19 protein-coding genes are annotated in these 17,368 nt (G+C 68.0%); 6 read left to right on the forward strand and 13 right to left on the reverse strand.

Going from position 1 to position 17,368, the window contains the following annotated elements:
- Positions 1–40: 40 nt before the first annotated feature.
- Positions 41–1,114 (forward strand): isopenicillin N synthase family dioxygenase, encoded by a 1,074-nt coding sequence (locus BCM27_RS06950; RefSeq protein ID WP_004020166.1) that lies wholly within the window; start codon positions 41–43, stop codon positions 1,112–1,114.
- Between the two features lie 18 nt (positions 1,115–1,132).
- Here the strand turns inward: BCM27_RS06950 and BCM27_RS06955 are convergent, their stop codons facing one another.
- From BCM27_RS06955 to BCM27_RS06980, 6 genes are all read right to left on the reverse strand, one after another.
- The gene (locus BCM27_RS06955) at positions 1,133–2,167 is read right to left on the reverse strand and encodes an oxygenase MpaB family protein (RefSeq protein ID WP_004020165.1); all 1,035 of its coding nucleotides are present in this window, start codon (positions 2,165–2,167) and stop codon (positions 1,133–1,135) included.
- Between the two features lie 44 nt (positions 2,168–2,211).
- Complete coding sequence (locus BCM27_RS06960) at positions 2,212–2,481, reverse strand: DUF4235 domain-containing protein (RefSeq protein ID WP_004020164.1); 270 nt, start codon at positions 2,479–2,481, stop codon at positions 2,212–2,214.
- 52 nt (positions 2,482–2,533) lie between these two features.
- Complete coding sequence (locus BCM27_RS06965) at positions 2,534–2,791, reverse strand: DUF3618 domain-containing protein (RefSeq protein WP_004020163.1); 258 nt, start codon at positions 2,789–2,791, stop codon at positions 2,534–2,536.
- Positions 2,792–3,187 carry a phage holin family protein gene (locus tag BCM27_RS06970; RefSeq protein WP_004020162.1) on the reverse strand — a complete coding sequence of 132 codons (396 nt, stop codon included), beginning with the start codon at positions 3,185–3,187 and terminating at the stop codon, positions 2,792–2,794. It lies immediately after the preceding gene.
- Between the two features lie 99 nt (positions 3,188–3,286).
- Positions 3,287–4,159: a 5-oxoprolinase subunit C family protein gene (locus BCM27_RS06975; RefSeq protein WP_004020161.1), complete on the reverse strand. Its 873-nt coding sequence runs from the start codon at positions 4,157–4,159 to the stop codon at positions 3,287–3,289.
- Positions 4,156–4,827 (reverse strand): 5-oxoprolinase subunit B family protein, encoded by a 672-nt coding sequence (locus BCM27_RS06980; RefSeq protein ID WP_004020160.1) that lies wholly within the window; start codon positions 4,825–4,827, stop codon positions 4,156–4,158. The genes BCM27_RS06975 and BCM27_RS06980 overlap by 4 nt, the downstream gene beginning before the upstream one ends.
- A 125-nt stretch (positions 4,828–4,952) precedes the next feature.
- Between BCM27_RS06980 and BCM27_RS06985 the strand changes: the two genes are divergently transcribed.
- From BCM27_RS06985 to BCM27_RS07000, 4 genes are all read left to right on the forward strand, one after another.
- Positions 4,953–5,903, forward strand: coding sequence for a carbohydrate kinase family protein (locus BCM27_RS06985; protein WP_004020159.1), 951 nt, complete (start codon positions 4,953–4,955; stop codon positions 5,901–5,903).
- Between the two features lie 61 nt (positions 5,904–5,964).
- Entirely contained in the window at positions 5,965–7,287 is a 1,323-nt protein-coding gene (locus tag BCM27_RS06990; RefSeq protein WP_004020158.1) for a citrate synthase, read from the forward strand.
- Between the two features lie 58 nt (positions 7,288–7,345).
- The gene (locus BCM27_RS06995) at positions 7,346–7,714 is read left to right on the forward strand and encodes an FKBP-type peptidyl-prolyl cis-trans isomerase (protein ID WP_004020157.1); all 369 of its coding nucleotides are present in this window, start codon (positions 7,346–7,348) and stop codon (positions 7,712–7,714) included.
- A 14-nt stretch (positions 7,715–7,728) separates the two neighbouring features.
- Positions 7,729–9,018 (forward strand): cryptochrome/photolyase family protein, encoded by a 1,290-nt coding sequence (locus BCM27_RS07000; RefSeq protein WP_033205005.1) that lies wholly within the window; start codon positions 7,729–7,731, stop codon positions 9,016–9,018.
- A gap of 149 nt (positions 9,019–9,167) precedes the next feature.
- On the opposite strand, the gene BCM27_RS07005 is transcribed toward BCM27_RS07000, so the two are convergent.
- The 6 genes from BCM27_RS07005 to BCM27_RS07030 form a co-directional block, all read right to left on the reverse strand.
- Positions 9,168–10,832, reverse strand: a complete 1,665-nt coding sequence (locus BCM27_RS07005; protein ID WP_004020155.1) for an HNH endonuclease signature motif containing protein — start codon at positions 10,830–10,832, stop codon at positions 9,168–9,170.
- Positions 10,833–11,179: 347 nt separating this feature from the next.
- Positions 11,180–12,409 carry an ABC transporter permease gene (locus BCM27_RS07010; protein WP_004020154.1) on the reverse strand — a complete coding sequence of 410 codons (1,230 nt, stop codon included), beginning with the start codon at positions 12,407–12,409 and terminating at the stop codon, positions 11,180–11,182.
- A complete protein-coding gene (locus tag BCM27_RS07015) occupies positions 12,406–13,302 on the reverse strand; it encodes an ABC transporter ATP-binding protein (protein WP_004020153.1) in 897 nt (298 codons plus the stop codon). The genes BCM27_RS07010 and BCM27_RS07015 overlap by 4 nt, the downstream gene beginning before the upstream one ends.
- Entirely contained in the window at positions 13,299–13,913 is a 615-nt protein-coding gene (locus BCM27_RS07020; protein WP_004020152.1) for a hypothetical protein, read from the reverse strand. The genes BCM27_RS07015 and BCM27_RS07020 overlap by 4 nt, the downstream gene beginning before the upstream one ends.
- Positions 13,910–14,242 (reverse strand): helix-turn-helix transcriptional regulator, encoded by a 333-nt coding sequence (locus tag BCM27_RS07025; protein ID WP_033203714.1) that lies wholly within the window; start codon positions 14,240–14,242, stop codon positions 13,910–13,912. Before BCM27_RS07025 ends, BCM27_RS07020 begins: the two co-directional genes overlap by 4 nt.
- 63 nt (positions 14,243–14,305) lie before the next feature.
- A complete protein-coding gene (locus tag BCM27_RS07030) occupies positions 14,306–15,457 on the reverse strand; it encodes an NAD(P)-binding domain-containing protein (RefSeq protein ID WP_004020150.1) in 1,152 nt (383 codons plus the stop codon).
- A gap of 67 nt (positions 15,458–15,524) precedes the next feature.
- Between BCM27_RS07030 and BCM27_RS07035 the strand changes: the two genes are divergently transcribed.
- Positions 15,525–16,256, forward strand: a complete 732-nt coding sequence (locus BCM27_RS07035; RefSeq protein WP_004020149.1) for an enoyl-CoA hydratase — start codon at positions 15,525–15,527, stop codon at positions 16,254–16,256.
- 13 nt (positions 16,257–16,269) lie between these two features.
- Here BCM27_RS07035 and BCM27_RS07040 read toward each other — a convergent pair whose 3' ends face one another.
- Entirely contained in the window at positions 16,270–17,364 is a 1,095-nt protein-coding gene (locus BCM27_RS07040; protein WP_004020148.1) for an XdhC family protein, read from the reverse strand.
- Positions 17,365–17,368 lie beyond the last annotated feature (4 nt).

Consider the following 17,368-nt stretch of genomic DNA (forward strand, 5'->3'; position numbering starts at 1 on the left):
CCGGTTCGCCGACCAGCGCGACCCGGCGATCGGTGCCACCATGGACGCCATGACCGCCGCCGCCACCGGATTCGACGTGCCGCTCATCGACATCTCGCCGTACACGCGCAACGGCGATCCCGCCGACCGGGCCGTGGTGGCGGCGAGGTTCGACGACGCGGCGAGTTCGGTCGGCTTCATCCAGGTCGTCGGGCACGAGATCCCGGCTGCGGTCATCGACGAGTTCACCGCGGTCATGGACGACTTCTTCGCCCTTCCGCTCGAACTGAAGAAGACCTACCGCACACCGCCGGAGATCAATCGCGGATACGCGCCGCCGAAATCGGAATCCCTGTCACTCTCGCTGGGCGTCGAGTCCGCGGGACGCATGAACGACTTCTTCGAGGCCTACAACGTCGGGGTCGAGGCAACGCAATACCCCGAACTCGACCTACCCGCCGACCAGTACGCGACAAACACCTGGCCGGCCGTCGACCATTTCCAGGCGGCGGTCTCGGCGTACTTCAGCGAAGCCCGCCGCGTCGCCCACACACTGACCAGGATCTTTGCCGACGCCCTCGACCTGCCCGCCGACTTCTTCGAGGGTTTCACCGACCATTCCCTCGACGTGCTCCGGATGAACAACTACGCCCTGCCGCCGGGTGAGATCGAACTCGACGGCGAGCTGACCGGCATGGGCGAGCACACGGATTACGGCATCGTGACGGTGCTGTGGGCCGACCAGGTGCGAGGCCTACAGGTGCTGGATCGGAACGGCGAATGGCACGACGTGAGTCCGGCTGACGGTGCGCTGCTGATCAATCTGGGCGATCTGATGGCGCGCTGGACCAACGAGCGGTGGACGTCCACCCTGCATCGGGTGAAGCCGCCGATCGTCGACGGCACGGTGGAGCGGCGTCGTTCCGCTGCCTACTTCCACGACGGCAACCTCGACGCGATGATCGCGACGCTGCCGTCGTGCGTCGGGGCGGGCAGTCGCTATTCGCCGATCACCGTGGGCGAGCACATCGGTGCGAAGCTCGCCGGCTCGCGAGCCGGACGTCCGAATCCACACGCCACCCGGGAGGCCGGACGGGTTCGTCAGGCGATGCGGCGAAGTCTGGGGCAGCAATAGCCGGCGGTGCGGTGAGTCTCAGTCCGCGGTGAGCACGCCCGGGTACGAGGCCCGCCGTGCGGCGCTCATCGGGCAGTAGTGCATCGGGTTGTCGCGCTCGCTCTCCGGGGGCAGGTTCCGCGTGGGCGTGTGCACGATCGGTGCGTCCGCGGCGACTCTTCCGGTGACGCGGTCCCATGCGTCGCGCGGCCGCGGATGGCGCAGCACCCGCTTGGGTAGGAGCTTGTGCATCACGAGGTTGATGCCCTTGCCCAGCAACCGGAATCGTCGCTCGTCCGTGTCGGTCCACTCGAGGCCGAGGATCTCGCGAACCGGCTCGTCGTAGAACCCGGTGGTCAGCCACATGAACAGCTTCTGGTTCTGCGGCACCAGGTACCGGTCCCACAGCCACGTCGGGATGAAGCCGAGGAAGGGCGGCGGCGGCAACTGGGTGATGTCGAGGACCGTGCGAACCGAGACGTGATCGCGGAGCACGTTGCGGCACATGTAGTCCCAGTACTCCAGGAAGTCCTCGTAGGTGTCCGGCACGGGACGCATCGACACGCCGTACTGGGCGTACCAGGCCTTCGACTCCTCGAACAGTTGGCGTTTCTGGTCCTCGGTCAGGAAGGGGCCGAATCGCTCGCACAGCCGGACGTTGCCGTACCAGAACGTGGCGTGGGCCCAGTAGAAGACATCGGGATCCAGCGCGTGGTAGCGGGACCCGTCGTCCATCGTCCCCTTGACGGTCCGGTGGTAGTCGCGTACCTCCAGCCCGGTCTGCGCGCCGGGCACGACGGAATCGAAGACCACCCCGCTGATGGGATACAGCGACCGCATCAGACGCTGCCATCGCTCGCCGAAGAAGTCCGAGTGGTCCCACACCGCGGCGCCCAGTTTGGGGTGCATGTTCTGGATCGACCCGGCCCACAGGCCTTGGAACATCCCCGTCCAGGTGCCCCAGATCTGCCAGGTCAGCGAATCCGGACCGAGAGGCTCGTAGTCGTGTGCCGACGCCGTGTCGTCGGTGTGAACGGGACAGGCCTCCGTCGCAGCGTCCATAACCTCGGTCATGAGACGAAACCCTAGGTTCGTCTCACCCCGGTGTCAACTGTCGGTCACTCGGGATTCTCGTGGGTCACGGCCCGGTAGCCACGTGCGCCGGCCCGGTCGACCGCGGCCTTGACGAGTCCGAAGACGAGACCCTGCAACGCGGCAGCCACCAGGACCTCGGTGTTCGAGCGCTCGAGGTCCTTCGGATCGGGTGCCGACTCGTCGTCGGAGATCCGTTTCCAGATCTGACCGAACACCGCGCCCGCGGCGATACCGCCGAGCACGCTGGTCGCCAAGGACATCGGTTTGTACATCGCCTTCGATACGGCACTCATGCGAATTCCTCGCTCATTCGGTAGTGGACCCCGGGCGGATCGTGGTCGGAGGTCAGCGGCGTCGACGACGGACGATGACGATGGTGCCGACGGCCAGCACGGCGGCCACCGCCGCGCCGATCAGCACGGTCGAGTTCTCCTGGGCCTTCACCTGCGCGGTGTGCGCCGTCCTCGACGCCGCGTCGTTCACCCGCGCCGGGACATCCAGCTTGGCGGCCAGCGCGTCGACGGTCTCGGCCAGTTCCTGGCGTTGCTGCTCCACCGGGGGCGGGGTGTCGGCCGTAGTGTTGTTCTCGGGTGTCTCACTCATCTACAGGTGCTCCTTCACAGTCGCCACGTCGCGCTGGACACTCTCGACGGTGCGCTCCGGGGCCGGCGGCACCGCGGACTTGGCCCGTTTGGCTCCGATCGCGGCGGCGGCCCCGCCGATGACCAACAGGATCACCCCCACGATCACCGCAGCCAGCCACGCCGGTACCGCGTTCGCCAGCCCCAACACGGCTGCCGCGACAAGAGTGCCGAGGCCGAACAGCACCAGCAAGGTGCCCGCACCGGAGATGCCGGCGCCCACCCCGATCCGGGTGCCCTTGCCCTTCATCTCCGCGACCGCGTGCTGCAGCTCGGTCTTCACCAGGGTCGTCGTCTGCTGCTGCAGACGTTCGACGAGCTGCACGGTCGACAGGTCGTTCACAGACGGATCACTCACGCTCGTACCTCCTATCGGGACGCTGGTCTATGGCTTCCCGCGGTCGGCGATTCCGAAACGTCGATTCTCCGCTCAGCGCTGCCGGAATCGGATCTCCGATCAGCGTTGCCGGAATCGGATCTCCGATCCGGGAGCGACCTGCGCGGCGAGATCCACCGCCTCGGCGGTGAGGACCGCCGCCACCGGATAGCCGCCGGTGACCGGGTGATCGGCGAGAAAGATGACCGGACGGCCACTCGGCGGGACCTGGATCGACCCGTGGGCGATGCCCTCGGAACGGAGCTCCGCGGCGCCGTCACGATGCGTGAGGAGGGGAAGCCCCGAGCCCTCGGCGCGGTCGACCCGCACGCCCACGCGATTGCTGTCGGTTCCGACCACCCAGGATCCGACGCACACGTCGGCCGGTGCAGCGAGATGGTCGGCACGGGGGCCGGTGTGGCAGTCCAGAACGACGACCTGCGGGTGCTCGTTGTCGGCGGGGGCGGACCACGTGGTCGGCCAGTCACCGGCGGCGTGACCCAGGGGCAACAGCGCGCCGGTGTCGAGTGGAGGCGGCCCGAGTCCGGAGAGGGTGTCGGTCGACCGCGAGCCCAACACCGGTTCGACGTCGATACCGCCCCGCACGGCGACGTAGTTGCGCAACCCCCAGGTGGGTGCGTCGAGCGACAGCTCGTCACCGGCACGAAGCACGAGAGCCGCGGCGAGCCCCGCGGGGATCCCGTTGCGACGCACCACGGTGTCCGCCCCGGTCGCCGCGACCAGTACGTCGGAATCGGCGCGAATCCGCAACCCGCCCAGCGTCGTCTCGACCACCGCCGCCGACTCCGCGTTGCCCACAAGACGATTGGCCAGAGCGTGGGCCGCACGATCCGCAGCCCCCGACCGCGGGACGCCGAGGTGTGCGTACCCCGGCCGCCCGGCATCCTGGACGGTCGCCAGAGGCCCCGTCGCGAGAACGGTCAGCGAGGTCATCTTTGTCCGCGCCCGGCGTCGACGAAGCGGACCATCCGGCCCGCGGTGAACAGGGCGGGGGGATCGGCGTGCGCGTCCCACAGGCGAACATCGGTGCGGCCCAGCAACTGCCAGCCGCCGGGGCTCGACTTCGGGTACACCGCGCTGTACCCGGCGGCGATCGCGACCGACCCCTCCGGAACGTTGGTGCGTGCTTCCCGGCGTCGACCCACCGTGTCGAACGGGTGCGATGCCTCGTCGTCGGCGACAAGATAGCCGAAACCCGGTGCGAAACCCATGAACTGGACGCGCCATCGGGTGCGGCAGTGCACCTCGACGACCTCGTCGCTCGTCATGTCCAGTGCCGCAGCCACATCCGCGAGGTCTGCGCCGTCGTACTCGACCGGGATGACGATCTCGTCGGAAACACGCTCGTCGTTGTCGTGCTCGGCGTCGGTTCCGCGGTGTCGCAGCGCGCGGCGGACACCGAGTTCGTCCACACCGCGATCCGGATTCGCCTGGACCAGGAGGGTGTGCGCGCTGGGCACGAGATCGGTCACCTCGGCGAGCTCGCCGCGATCGATCGCGGCGCGCAACGCCCTGGTCGCGGCGAGCACCGCGGCCGACGGAGCGTCGTCGGCCGAGAAGTCGAGGACCACCGCGTCGGGGCCCGCCGGCAGCTCGTGCATGAATCGAATCTACCTCGGGCGACATGGTGTCCCACCCCGCGAAGTCCAGACGTGCGCCCGCGTTGCGGTGGCAGACTCGGTGGAGGTGCCGTGCCCGGTGGCCCATGCGAATGCGAGGAGAGACCGTGAGAGAGATCGTCGTCTGCGGCGAGTCGCTGGTCGATGTCGTGCAGCAGGGCGGAAGTCGTCACGAGGCGAACCGAGGAGGCCTGGCGCCCCTGCAGCCCGCCCTGGGCGGCGGTCCATTCAATGTCGCAATCACCTTGGGGCGGTTGGGGAGTGCAGTGTCGTTGCTTTCGGCGGTGTCCACCGACACCTATGGCGATGCGATCGTCGACGCGCTCCGCGCTGCCGGGGTGGGAACCACGCTGGTCCAACGTCGCGACGAGCCCACTTCGCTGGCTCTGGCGACCATCGCCGACGACGGATCGGCACACTATTCCTTCTACGTGGAGGGGACCGCAGACCGGGCGGTCACCGATCCGGGCGCGCTGCCGCCCACCGTCGCGGCGATGACGTTCGGGACCCTGTCGCTCGTGCTCGAACCCGGTGCCACGGTGTACGAGAACCTGATGCGTCACTGCCGCGCCGAGGGTCGAGTCGTGGTGCTGGACCCGAACATCCGGCCCGCGGTCATCGACGACCCCGACGGCTACCGACGCCGTTTCCGCAGCTGGATGTCGTCGGTGGACCTGGTCAAACTCTCCGACGAGGACGCGGCCTGGCTCAGCGACGGGCCGGCGGGCAGTTCGGCGGCGGACTGGCTGGGTGACGGAGTGGCAGCGGTTGTCACCACAGCCGGGGCATCGGGTATCACCGTTCGTACAGCGGTCGGTGAGGTGACCGCGCCGGCGCCGTCCGTCGACGTCGTCGACACGATCGGCGCGGGGGACAGCGTCCTCGGGGGCCTTGTCCACCACCTGGACCGGCACGGTCGGCTCTCCCCGGACGCGGTGCGTTCACTGACCGTCGAAGAGTGGCGAGAAGCGGCCGAATTCGCAGCTCACGTGGCTGCGGTGACGGTGTCGAGGCCCGGGGCCGACCCTCCGTGGGCGGGCGAGCTGAGAAGCGACTAGGTTGTACCTGTGTGTCCTACCCGGACACTGTAAAAATCTCTGATCTGAATAAGGGGTTCGTGTGTCTGCTGAAACAGTCCCAGCCGACCAGGCGTCCGACACGGCCTCAGCGACCTTCACCTACCCCGGTGGACAGCTGGAGCTCCCGATCCTGAAGGCCACCGAGGGCACCGACTCGGTCGCGCTCGGCAAATTCCTGGCCGAGACCAATCTGACCACCTTCGACGGTGGCTTCGTGAACACCGCGTCGACCAAGTCGGCCATCACCTACATCGACGGTGACGCCGGCATCCTGCGCTACCGCGGGATCCCGATCGATCAGCTGGCCGAGAAGTCGACCTTCATCGAGGTGAGCTACCTGCTCATCTACGGCGAGCTCCCGACTCCGGCGCAGCTGGAGGACTTCACCACCAAGATCCAGCGCCACACGCTCCTCCACGAGGATCTCAAGCGCTTCTTCGACGGCTTCCCCCGCAACGCGCACCCGATGCCGGTGCTGTCGAGTGCGGTCAACGCGCTGTCGGCCTACTACCAGGACTCGCTCGACCCCAAGGACGACGAGCAGGTCGAGCTGTCGACCATCCGCCTCCTCGCGAAGCTGCCGACCATCGCGGCCTACGCGTACAAGAAGTCGGCGGGTCAGCCGTTCCTCTACCCGGACAACTCGCTGAGCCTGGTCGAGAACTTCCTGCGGATGACCTTCGGCTTCCCCGCGGAGCCCTACGAGGTCAACCCCGAGGTTGCCAAGGCGCTCGACATGCTGTTCATCCTGCATGCCGACCACGAGCAGAACTGTTCGACCTCGACGGTCCGCCTCGTCGGCTCGTCGCAGGCCAACCTGTTCACCTCGATCTCCGGCGGCATCAACGCACTCTGGGGTCCGCTGCACGGCGGCGCCAACCAGGCCGTGCTCGAGATGCTCGACGACATCCGCGCCGACGGTGGCGACACCAAGGACTTCATGAAGCGGGTGAAGAACAAGGAAGCCGGCGTCAAGCTCATGGGCTTCGGTCACCGCGTCTACAAGAATTACGATCCGCGCGCCGCGATCGTGAAGAAGACCGCCGATACGATCCTGGAATCGCTTGGCGTGCAGGATGATCTGCTCGACATCGCGAAGGGTCTCGAAGAGGTCGCGCTCAACGACGACTACTTCATCGAGCGCAAGCTGTACCCGAACGTGGATTTCTACACCGGTGTCATCTACCGTGCAATGGGCTTCCCCACCCGCATGTTCACCGTGCTGTTCGCGCTGGGACGCCTGCCGGGATGGATCGCCCACTGGCGCGAGATGCACGAGGACCCGACCACCAAGATCGGCCGTCCGCGTCAGCTCTACACCGGCTACACCGAACGCGACTACGTCCAGATGGGCGATCGCTGAGCGACCGCTCTCGCCGGACACGTCTGACCGCCGCACACCCGACTCAAAGGAGAGTCCAGTGACCAGCACCGAGAAGCCCACGGTCGAGTTCCAGGCGGGACCCCCGCCGGCCGACCTGACCATCTCCGACCTCATCGTCGGCGAGGGTGCCGAAGCCGCCCGCGGCGGCATCGTCGACGTTCACTATGTCGGGGTCGACTACGAGACGGGCGAAGAATTCGATTCGTCGTGGGACCGCGGCCAGTCGGCCAACTTCCCGCTGGACCGGTTGATCCCGGGCTGGCAGGAGGGCATCCCCGGCATGAAGGTCGGCGGACGCCGTCAGCTGACCGTTCCGCCCGAGCTCGCCTACGGCTCAGCCGGTGCGGGCCACCGTCTCTCGGGACGGACGCTCGTGTTCGTCATCGACCTGCTCGGAGTGGGCTGACGTCCGCGACCTCACTGGTCTGGCTCAGGCGTGATCTGCGCCTGAGCGACCTCCCGCCGCTCGCCGCGGCCGCCTCGGGGACCGATTCGTCGGTCCTCGTGTGCTTTGTGCTGGACCCGCGACTGGAGAAGTCCTCGGGTGAGCGGCGCCTGGCCTTCCTGTTCGACTCGCTGCGCGAGATCGACGACAAACTTGACGGCAAGCTGCTCGTCGTCCGGGGACGCCCCGAGGACGAGATCCCGAAGCTGGCCCGGGCGGTCGACGCCGAACGGGTCCACGTCTCCGAGGACTTCGCGCCGTTCGGCCGACGACGCGACGAGGCCGTCGCCGACGCGCTCGGCGACGTCGAACTCGTGGCGACCGGGTCGCCGTACCTCGTCTCGCCCGGTCGGGTGACCAAAGACGACGGTTCGCCGTACAAGGTGTTCACGCCGTACTCGAAGCGGTGGCGTGACCACGGGTGGCGCGCACCCGCCGACTCGTCGGTGCCGGCGAAGAAGATCGTCGACCCATCGGATCTGACGAAGGCCGGACGCATCCGGGTCCCTGCCGCGCCGACGACGCTCTCCATCCCCGCGGGCGAGGATGCGGCCACGGAGCGCTGGGCCGAATTCGTCGACGGCGATCTCGCCGACTACGACTCCGGCCGCAACGATCCCGCCGGGGACAGCACCAGCCGGATGTCGGCGTACCTCAAATACGGCAACATCCATCCCCGCACGCTCGCCGCGGATCTGGGCAGGTCGGGGGGAGCGCAAGCCTATCTCCGCGAGCTCGCGTTCCGTGACTTCTATGCCGATGTGCTCTATCACTGGCCACACAGCTTGTGGCACAACTGGAATCGCCAGTTCGACGGCATCGATCTGGATACCGACGAGAAGGCCTACGAGCGGTTCGACGCCTGGAAGGCCGGGCGTACCGGCTTCCCGCTCGTCGACGCCGGGATGCGTCAGCTGGCCGAGACCGGCTATATGCACAACCGGGTGCGCATGGTCACCGCGTCCTTCCTCGTCAAGGATCTGCACCTGCCGTGGTGGTGGGGAGCGGAATGGTTCCTCGATCAACTCATCGACGGTGACATGGCGTCGAACAACCACGGTTGGCAGTGGGCTGCGGGCACGGGAACCGATGCGGCACCATACTTCCGGGTGTTCAACCCCGAGGCCCAGGCCAAGAAGTTCGACCCCGACGGCGAGTATGTCCGCCGGTGGGTGGGCGACATCGACGCCGACGACTATCCCGAGCCGATGGTCGATCACAAGGCCGAGCGTGAAGAGGCGCTCCGCCGATTCGGCCAGATCTAGTCCCGCAACCTCCCCTGTCCATTGAGCGCCCCCACTGCTGGTTGAGCAGCGAGGAGCGTAGCGACGAGCGTGTCGAAACCACCTGCCGCACACGAGGACTGCACTGGCCCGATCCAGCTTCGCTGGCCGTCCCGCGAGGGATGAGATCGTCAGAAGGGTGGTGGGTCGAGGCGGTCGAGTTCTTCGCGGGCTCGTTTGTTCCGGGCGCGCTCTTGTCGCCGGCGGGCCAGTTTGGCGTCCAGTCGGCTGGTGGTGCGCTCCGAGTTGTCGGCGGAGGCGATGATGTGTGAGGTGGGTGGGGCTTGAGCGGCCTGTTCGAAACGGATTCGCCGCAGGTTGGGGAAGGTGTCTTCGAGGGTTTCGGCATCCCCGGGCAGGGTGACCCCTTCGGGGGTCTCGTATTCGGTGACCAGGCGGCCGTCGTCGTCGCGGTATTGCACGTCCACCCAGTCACCGTGGGTCTTGAGGAGGTGACTGGGGCGGCACTTGGCGTTGAGGTTCTCGCTCGACGTCGCCCCACCCCGGGCAGGGTCGGTGTGGTCGTATTCGGAGACGTGGTCGAGATCGCAGGCGAACGCTGAACGGGTGCAGCCGGGTTCGGTGCAATAGCCGTCCCGCACCCGCACGAAATCGGCGCACGACGTGGTCGGCCGGTACCCGTTGCCGGGATGGGTTGCCGGATACACCACTGCGACCGATGCGGTGGTGGCATCGGTCGAGTCGTCGAATTGCGCTGCGGTGGGATAGTTTTCGCTGTCGGACTGCGGTGTCTCGTCTGGTGCCGGGCGCCCGGCGGTCCGCCGCTGCGCATCGTCGCTGCTGCGGGCCACATAGGTCGGTTGGGTGCGGGCCGGGGTGACCGGGGACAGCGTGGCGTCCGGGCGGGCCGCGAGGTCACGCACATGCTCATCGGAGATTATGCCGTGCTCATCGAGGAACCCCACCCCCGGCGCACCAGCCAGGGTCGCGGCATCGGTCACCACATGAATCACTATCTCGGCGCGCACCGCGTCGAGGACACTCTGCGGGTCCGGGATGTCCGCGGTGCAGGGCTCGTCGTCGGCGCACTGGCACTCGAATGCCGTGCGGGTCAACAGCGCGAACATCGCATCGGACTGGCGGTGCCCGCGCTTGCGCCCGTCTCGTTTGCATACCGCATCAGCGAGGACGCGGACGGCTTTTGCCGAGATCCGCACGTTCTCTGCCGACATGACGGCGGTGAGTTCGGCGGTGCCGTCGGGCAGTTCGTGGGTCCACACCCCACGTTGGTCCATCGCGTCTTTGCGGCGTTGGCGTACCGCATCCGGATCGTGGCGGAACACGAGGCGGTCGACCATGTCCCGCAACCGCGCCCGATCCCACACACCGCTGCGGCGGCGCAGAGTATCGGCGATCTCGGCGTCGAGGGCGGGGATGATGGGGTCGTCGGCGGGGATCAGCTCGGTGCGGGAGAGGATCAGCCGGATCTGCCACTGCGACAGGATCCCGTCACGCAGGGTATCCGCGGTGTCGGGAAGCCGGTCACGCAGGGCGATTGCCTCGTCGATCAAGATTTCGGCCTGCCGTCGTGACACCGCGGCTTGGCGGGCGATCCGGGCGGCGCAGTCGGCGTGGCCGTCCATCACGAACCCCTGCGCGCTGGTGGTGACGAGCCGGTCGGTCATCGCCGCGATCGTCTGATATCGATGCCAAGCGAGATAGGACTCTCCGCGTCGGGTGGCGTCGAGGCCGGCCATCAACAACACCATGTCGGTCTCGGCCGCGAGGCCAGGATCGACCCCGGCGACGAACTCGCCCGGTAGATCGGTCCACATCCTCACAACGCCCCCCGACGCCTGTTTCGTCACCCACCCCGAGCTGGGTGATCCGCTACAGACCAATGTAAACCCGACCACCGACAACCTTTTCCCGATCTCAGCAGACGACGTCGTCGTGGTCGAAACGGGTTCCGGGCGTTGCAATATGGGGCCGGCCGGGTTGGCGACGCCTGAGTTCCCCGGGTCACCAGGTGGTTTCGACTCGGCGCCTCGCTCCGCTCGGGGCCGGCTCAACCAGCGGAGGAGGGGCTCGCTCCGCTCGGGGCCGGCTCAACCAGCGGAGGGCGGGCGTTACAAAGGGTCCTGCCACGCATTGCAACAGGACCCTTCGTGAAGCTCGCTCCTCAGCGGGCGAGCTTGAGCACCTCACCCCACCCGATGCGCGATCCGGTGCGCAGGATGGAGCGCTGGTAGATCCGCGCGGCGATCCAGGTGGCGGCGGCGCACGCCGCACCCATCAGACCGAACGTCACGATGATCTGCACGGCATCGGTGTCGCCGGTGGCGATGCGCATCGGCATCAGGGCCGCGCTGAACGGCGGTATCCAGCTGAGCACCTCGATTAGGGTCGAATCCATCGCCTGGACACCGAAGATGCCCGAGTACAGCACCGCGACCGCGAGGAACGTCAGCGGAGCCGACGACGAGTTCAGCTCTTCCTGTCGGGACACGATGGCCCCGGTCGCCGCGTAGAGAGAAGAGAAGAACAGGAACCCGAGGAGGAACCACGCGATCACCGCCGCGAACATCCCGAGGGCGGCACCCGGGAGGGTAAGTATTCCGGTCGCGGTACCGGCGATCAACGCGGTGGCGCCGAGCAGCACCACCTGGCCCAGGGCGACGACGCCGATGCCGATGATCTTGCCCCACAGCAGGTGCAGCGGCTTGATGGTCGCCAGCAACAGCTCCACGACCCGCGACGTCTTCTCTTCGACGACGCCGACGGCGACCATCGTGCCGCCCATCATGATCGCCGTGACCAGCAACACCACGCCCACCATGGCGATGAGCAGACGCTGTCCCTCATCGGGCTTGTCCGGCTCGGTCTGGGTCACGCTGATGTCGACGGTCGGCAGGGTGGCGGCGTCGACGCCGCGTTCGGACAGTGCCGCCGTCAGATTCGCCTGCGAGACCGCGGTTCTGATGGGCCCCTCGAGCGCGGGCTCGAGGCTGTCCTTGGTGATGATGACGTACGACCCGGGTGCCTCACCGGGTACGAGCGCGGCGGCCACATCGCCGCTGTTCACGCGGTCCCGCGCCTGCTCGACGGTGTCGGCGGGTTCGGTGGCGATGGTGGTGCCCGACGCCTCGCCGACGGACACGATGGACTCGGTGACCGCTGACGGCTGACCGACGACGGCGACCTTCTCGGTGTCGTCCCCGCCGGAGAACAGGTTGATGATGATGGCGCCGGCGATGATCACGACCATCAGCAGTGCGGTGCTCACCACGAAGGACTTGGTCTTGGCGCGCGTGGTGATCTCGCGGCCGGCGACGAGACGAATGGCCTGTGCGGCAGTGGCTCTGGTATCGCCGGTGGCGGGTGTCGGCGGGGTGTCGCGTACCGTGGTCATGCGGAAACCACCTCTCGGAACAGGTCGGTCAGGGACGGGGTCGAGGTCGCGAAGCGGTGGACGGGACCGTGTTGTAGCGCGGTGGAGAGGATCAGCTGATCGTCGGCGGTCTGCGGGTCGATGAGAAGGCGGGTCGTCTCGCCGTACTCCACGTTCCGCACGCCCGGAAGGCCTTCGGCCCAGGCGATGTCGGCACGCGGCCCGGTGATCTCGAGGCTGACCCCGTCACGAGCGCGAAGGTCGTCGACGGTGCCGAGCGCACGCATCTGGCCCTTGGCGATGATGCCCACGCGATTGCACAACCGCTGCACCAGGTCGAGCTGATGCGAGGAGAAGATGACCGGAATGCCCTCGGCTGCCTTCTCTTTCAATACGTCGCTCATCACGTCCACGGCGACCGGGTCCAGGCCCGAGAACGGCTCGTCGAGCACGAGGACGGTGGGATCGTGGACCAGTGCGGCGGCGAGCTGGACGCGTTGCTGGTTGCCGAGGCTGAGATCGGCGACGTTGTCGTCGTAGCGCGCGCCGACGCCCAGCCGGTCGGTCCAGCGCCGGACCGACTCCTCGGCCTCGGCAGCGGACATACCGTGGAGACGGGCGAGGAACGTGAGTTGCTCGCCGACTTTCATCTTCGGGTACAGGCCTCGCTCCTCGGGCATGTACCCGATGCGACGGCGCAGGTCGAGGTCGATGCGGCGGTCGCCGAGCCGCACCTCGCCGGAATCGGCGGCGAGCACGCCGAGGATGATGCGCATCGTCGTGGACTTGCCGGCGCCGTTGCTGCCGACGAAGCCGAAGATCTCACCGGGCTCGACATGAAAGGTCATGTCCTGCAATGCGACGAGATCTCCGTAGCGTTTGTGGAGCCCGTCGACGATCAGTGGTGCGGTCACGGCGCACCCTCCTCACTGGGGATGGTTGTCGGGTCGGATGACAGTGCTTCGAGGTCTTCGGGGTCGGGATCGGCCATCCACCAGGCGGTCAGCATGGTCGGCACGCAGATGGCGGAGAGTACGAGGGTGATCAGCAGGATCGCCGAGCCGTAGACGGCCTGCCCGGGTACCTCGTCGCGGAAGCTGAGGACGATCAGCACCGCGTACGGGATGAACATCAGGCAGTACAGCACGGTGAAGCCGATCGAGCGTGCCGAGTTGCGTTGCGCCACCTGGATCTCGTCGAGTGCCGTCACCGGTGTGTCGGCGATCGAGCCCGTGACGATGCGGAGCAGGTAGAGCGTCGTGATGATCCCGAACAGGCCGATCATGAACGGGAGGAGAAACCACCCGGATGTGAAGAACGCGATGATCGAGCTGAAGAGGAGCACGGTCGCGAAGAACACCTGCGCCACGACGAGGCGCCGGAACGTGCGCCGGGTGCGCCACGAGGTCAGGCGGTGGGAGTTCTTGGCATTGAATTCCTGATGCCGCTGACCGCGCCATTGTTCATAGCGTCGCCAGAGCGCGGGGGTTGCCTCCTCGGGGATGGCCGAGTAGGGGTCGGTCATCGTTCACCTCCGGTGTCGTCGGTGTGGATGGTGTGGACGGGTGGTGATTCTGGTGACTTCGGGGATGTTTCGCGGTGGTAGAGCGCCGCCGACATCGCCCCGAACTCTCGACGGCTGAACACCGCCTCGACGGGGAGGTCGAAGACGTCGCAGATACGGAAGGCGAGGTCGAGGCTGGGATAGTTGTCACCGCGTTCGAGTGCGCCCACCGACTGCACGTTGATGCCCACGAGGGCGGCGAGTTCGGCCCGCGACATCCGACGCTCGGCGCGAAGGACGCCGATGCGGTTGTAGATGGGAAGCTTTTCCCCACGGCGTATTGGACTCACGTGACTTAGTGTTGTGAAAACACAACAACTTGTCAAGAGCGGGCAAACCGTCCCGCCGTCGGGTCAGTGCGCGGACACGCCGAGCAGCTCGGCCGCGACGCGCGCCGCCTCACGCCCGGCGCGATTGGCGCCGATCGTGGATGCCGACGGGCCGTAGCCGAGTAGCTGAATTCGCGGATCGGCGTCGACGACGGTCGCGAGGCGCCCTGTCATGGTGATCCCGCCACCCGGCGCGCGCAGCCGAAGCGGGGCGAGATGGTCGATGGCGCTGCGGAATCCGGTGTTCCAGAAGATGACGTCGAGGTCCAGGTGGTCGGGTACGCGCGCGCGATCGAGGCCCTCACCGGTCCCGCCGTCGCAGTCCCAGCACACGCCGGTCTCGGTGATACGGGTGAACATCGGGCGCCATGTCAGGATCCCGTCCCGTTTCGCCGCCGCGATCGCCGGGGTGAGCGCCAGCCCGGTCACCGACACCACCGACGTGGGGGGCAGCCCGGCGCGCACACGCCGTTCGACACGGGCGACGGCCTCGCGTCCCTGTTCCGGGGTGAACGGCTTGGAGTTGAACACCGGTTCGCGCCGCGAGCACCAGAACGTCTCGCTGCCGGGTGCCTCCCGGGCGATCTCGATCAGCAACTGGATCGCAGAGATGCCCGCACCGACGACGAGGACGCGTTTGCCCTCGAACGCCTCGGGCGACGTGTAGTCGTGTGTGTGCAGCTGTCGGCCGCGGAAGTCGGCTGCACCCGGGATGTGCGGGATGAACGGCCGGTCCCAGGTGCCGGTGGCGTTGACGATCAGATTCGACGTGACCGAACCTCCGCCACCCAGCTCGGCTCGGAAGCCGTCGCCCTCACGTCGAACGGCGCGCACATGCACGGGCCGATGGACGGTGAGGCCGAACTTCTCCTCGTAGCGGCCGAAATAGTCGGGGACAGCCGTTGCGGCCGGTAGCTCGTCGCAGTCCAGGCCGAGCGCCTCGACCAGACCCCAGCCCGGTAGGTCGTGGACGCGGTTGGCGGTGGCCAGGGTCAGCGTCGGCCACCGGAACTGCCAGGCGCCGCCGGGCCCGGGGGCGTGGTCGAGCATCTGGTACCGATCGCCGAGCCCGAAGCGGTGGAGGAAGTAGGCCGCCGAGAGGGCGGCTTGTCCGCCGCCGATGATCAACACATCCGTATGCGGGGCGGGCTGTGCGCCGGTCGGGGGGATCTGCACGCCACCACCTTGTCACGCCGTGCCGCTGTCAGGCCGATGCGAGGTGTGGTCGGTAGGGTGGTGGCCCATGATCCACTCCACCACCGACCGATCGGTCGTCACGATCGAGTTGGACCGGGTAGACAAGCGCAACGCCCTGAACGAGGAGATGCTGTCGGGCTTGTCCGGTGCCTTCGACGCCGCGCTCGGGGCGGGTGCCCGCGCCATCGTCGTGACCGGTCGGGGGCCGGTCTTCAGCGCCGGTGCCGACCTGTCCGGCCCGGTGTACGACAAAGGTTTCCTCGACATCCTCGTCGGCACCCTGCGGCAGATCGAGACCGCGCCGGTACCCGTGATCGCGGCGTTGAACGGGTCGGCGATCGGCGCGGGGCTGCAGCTGGCGATGGCCGCCGATCTCCGCGTGATGGCACCGGACGCCATCGCGGGCATTCCGGCCGCGAAAATCGGTGTCGCCGTGGACGAGTGGACGATCCGGCGGCTGGTGTCACTGGTGGGGGCGGGGCAGGCCCGGGGAATGCTGATCGGGTGCGACCCGCTCGGTGCCGATCGGGCCCACGCGCTGGGCTTCGCGAACCGCATCGGCGATCTCGTCGATGCCCAGCACTGGGCGCACACGATCGCCGACCTCGCCCCGCTGACGCTCCAGCATTACAAGCTCGTCCTCAACGGCGACGGTGCCCGCGATGCGGCGCCCGACGACCGGGCCGCGGCGATGATGCGGGCGTGGGAGAGTGCCGACCTGCAGGAGGGCCGCGCGGCCCGCGCCGAGAAGCGCGCGCCCAGGTTCCTCGGGTCCTGAGCGGAGTACCTCGCTACCGGCGGTGGATGGGGCCGGTTCCCGCGTGGAGGGGTGTCGCCGTCGCACGATGTCGTTCGGCGATCAGCTGCGCCGCGATGGCCACGGCCGCCTCGCCGGGTGTGTGCCCGCCGAGGTCGAGCCCCAGCGGTGAGCGCAGACGGGCGAGTTGCCCGTCGTCGAGGCCCGCGTCGCGGAGACGTTGACGGCGGTCGTCGACGGTCCGTCGCGACCCCAGCGCACCGACGAAACCGAGGGTCGGGGAAGCGAGTGCGACGCGCAGGGTCGGGACGTCGAACTTCGGGTCGTGCGTCATCACGCAGATCGCGGTCGACGCACCGACCCGTCCGTCCCGGATCTCGCCCGCCAGATACCGGTCCGGCCACCCGACGACGACGTCGTCGGCGTCGGGAAACCTTGCGCGGGTGGCGAACACCGGTCGCGCGTCGACAACCGTCACCCGCATCCCGAGACTCGTCCCGAGTGAGCTGAGCGCCCGCACGAAGTCGTTGGCGCCGACCAATATCAGCCGCGCGGGTGGGGCGAAGGTCTGCACGAAGGTACGGGGGCGTTCGTCGGACGGGGCGTCGCAGTCGTCGACCCCGATGAGCCCGCTGCGGCCGGTGGTGAGGAGGTCGGCGACGTCGCGGTCGAGACGACGCCAGGCCGGCTGCGACGTCGCCGTGGCGAGGTACCAGTCGGTGTCGGCGGTGAGGGTCGTGGCCCACGAGATCGGTTCGTCGTCGTCGAGTGCGGCGACCATGCGGGTGAGGTGCCGACGGCGCTGGGCGGTCGGGGAAACCCGCTCGACGAGGACCTCGATCTGCCCTCCGCAGGTGAGGCCCGGCGCGGGGTCGTCGGGATCGTCGACGCCGTAGTGTTCGACCACGGCGACGCCGTCGGCCAGGACGTCGCGCGCGGTGTGCACGAGCGCGGATTCGACGCAGCCGCCGGACACCGACCCGATGACGGTGTCGTCCTCGGTCACGATCATCGCGGCGCCCAACTCGCGGGGAGCCGATCCCGTGGTGCCGACGACCCGGCAGAGCGCAACCGGCCGCGCGTCACCGGTGTCGAGGAGTTCGGTCAGGGACCGCAGGACGTCGCGCATGTAC

It is taken from the genome of Gordonia terrae, assembly GCF_001698225.1.
GTDB classification, from domain to species: domain Bacteria; phylum Actinomycetota; class Actinomycetes; order Mycobacteriales; family Mycobacteriaceae; genus Gordonia; species Gordonia terrae.

Excerpts from the sequence above, each read along its gene's own strand:
- BCM27_RS06950 (WP_004020166.1), top strand. The coding sequence starts at position 41 with ATGGACGCCATGACCGCCGCCGCCACCGGATTCGACGTGCCGCTCATC.
- BCM27_RS06955 (WP_004020165.1), bottom strand. The coding sequence starts at position 2,167 with ATGACCGAGGTTATGGACGCTGCGACGGAGGCCTGTCCCGTTCACACC.
- BCM27_RS06960 (WP_004020164.1), bottom strand. The coding sequence starts at position 2,481 with ATGAGTGCCGTATCGAAGGCGATGTACAAACCGATGTCCTTGGCGACC.
- BCM27_RS06965 (WP_004020163.1), bottom strand. The coding sequence starts at position 2,791 with ATGAGTGAGACACCCGAGAACAACACTACGGCCGACACCCCGCCCCCG.
- BCM27_RS06975 (WP_004020161.1), bottom strand. The coding sequence starts at position 4,159 with ATGACCTCGCTGACCGTTCTCGCGACGGGGCCTCTGGCGACCGTCCAG.
- BCM27_RS06980 (WP_004020160.1), bottom strand. The coding sequence starts at position 4,827 with ATGCACGAGCTGCCGGCGGGCCCCGACGCGGTGGTCCTCGACTTCTCG.
- BCM27_RS07005 (WP_004020155.1), bottom strand. The coding sequence starts at position 10,832 with ATGTGGACCGATCTACCGGGCGAGTTCGTCGCCGGGGTCGATCCTGGC.
- BCM27_RS07010 (WP_004020154.1), bottom strand. The coding sequence starts at position 12,409 with ATGACCACGGTACGCGACACCCCGCCGACACCCGCCACCGGCGATACC.
- BCM27_RS07020 (WP_004020152.1), bottom strand. The coding sequence starts at position 13,913 with ATGACCGACCCCTACTCGGCCATCCCCGAGGAGGCAACCCCCGCGCTC.
- BCM27_RS07035 (WP_004020149.1), top strand. The coding sequence starts at position 15,525 with ATGATCCACTCCACCACCGACCGATCGGTCGTCACGATCGAGTTGGAC.
- BCM27_RS07040 (WP_004020148.1), bottom strand. The coding sequence starts at position 17,364 with ATGCGCGACGTCCTGCGGTCCCTGACCGAACTCCTCGACACCGGTGAC.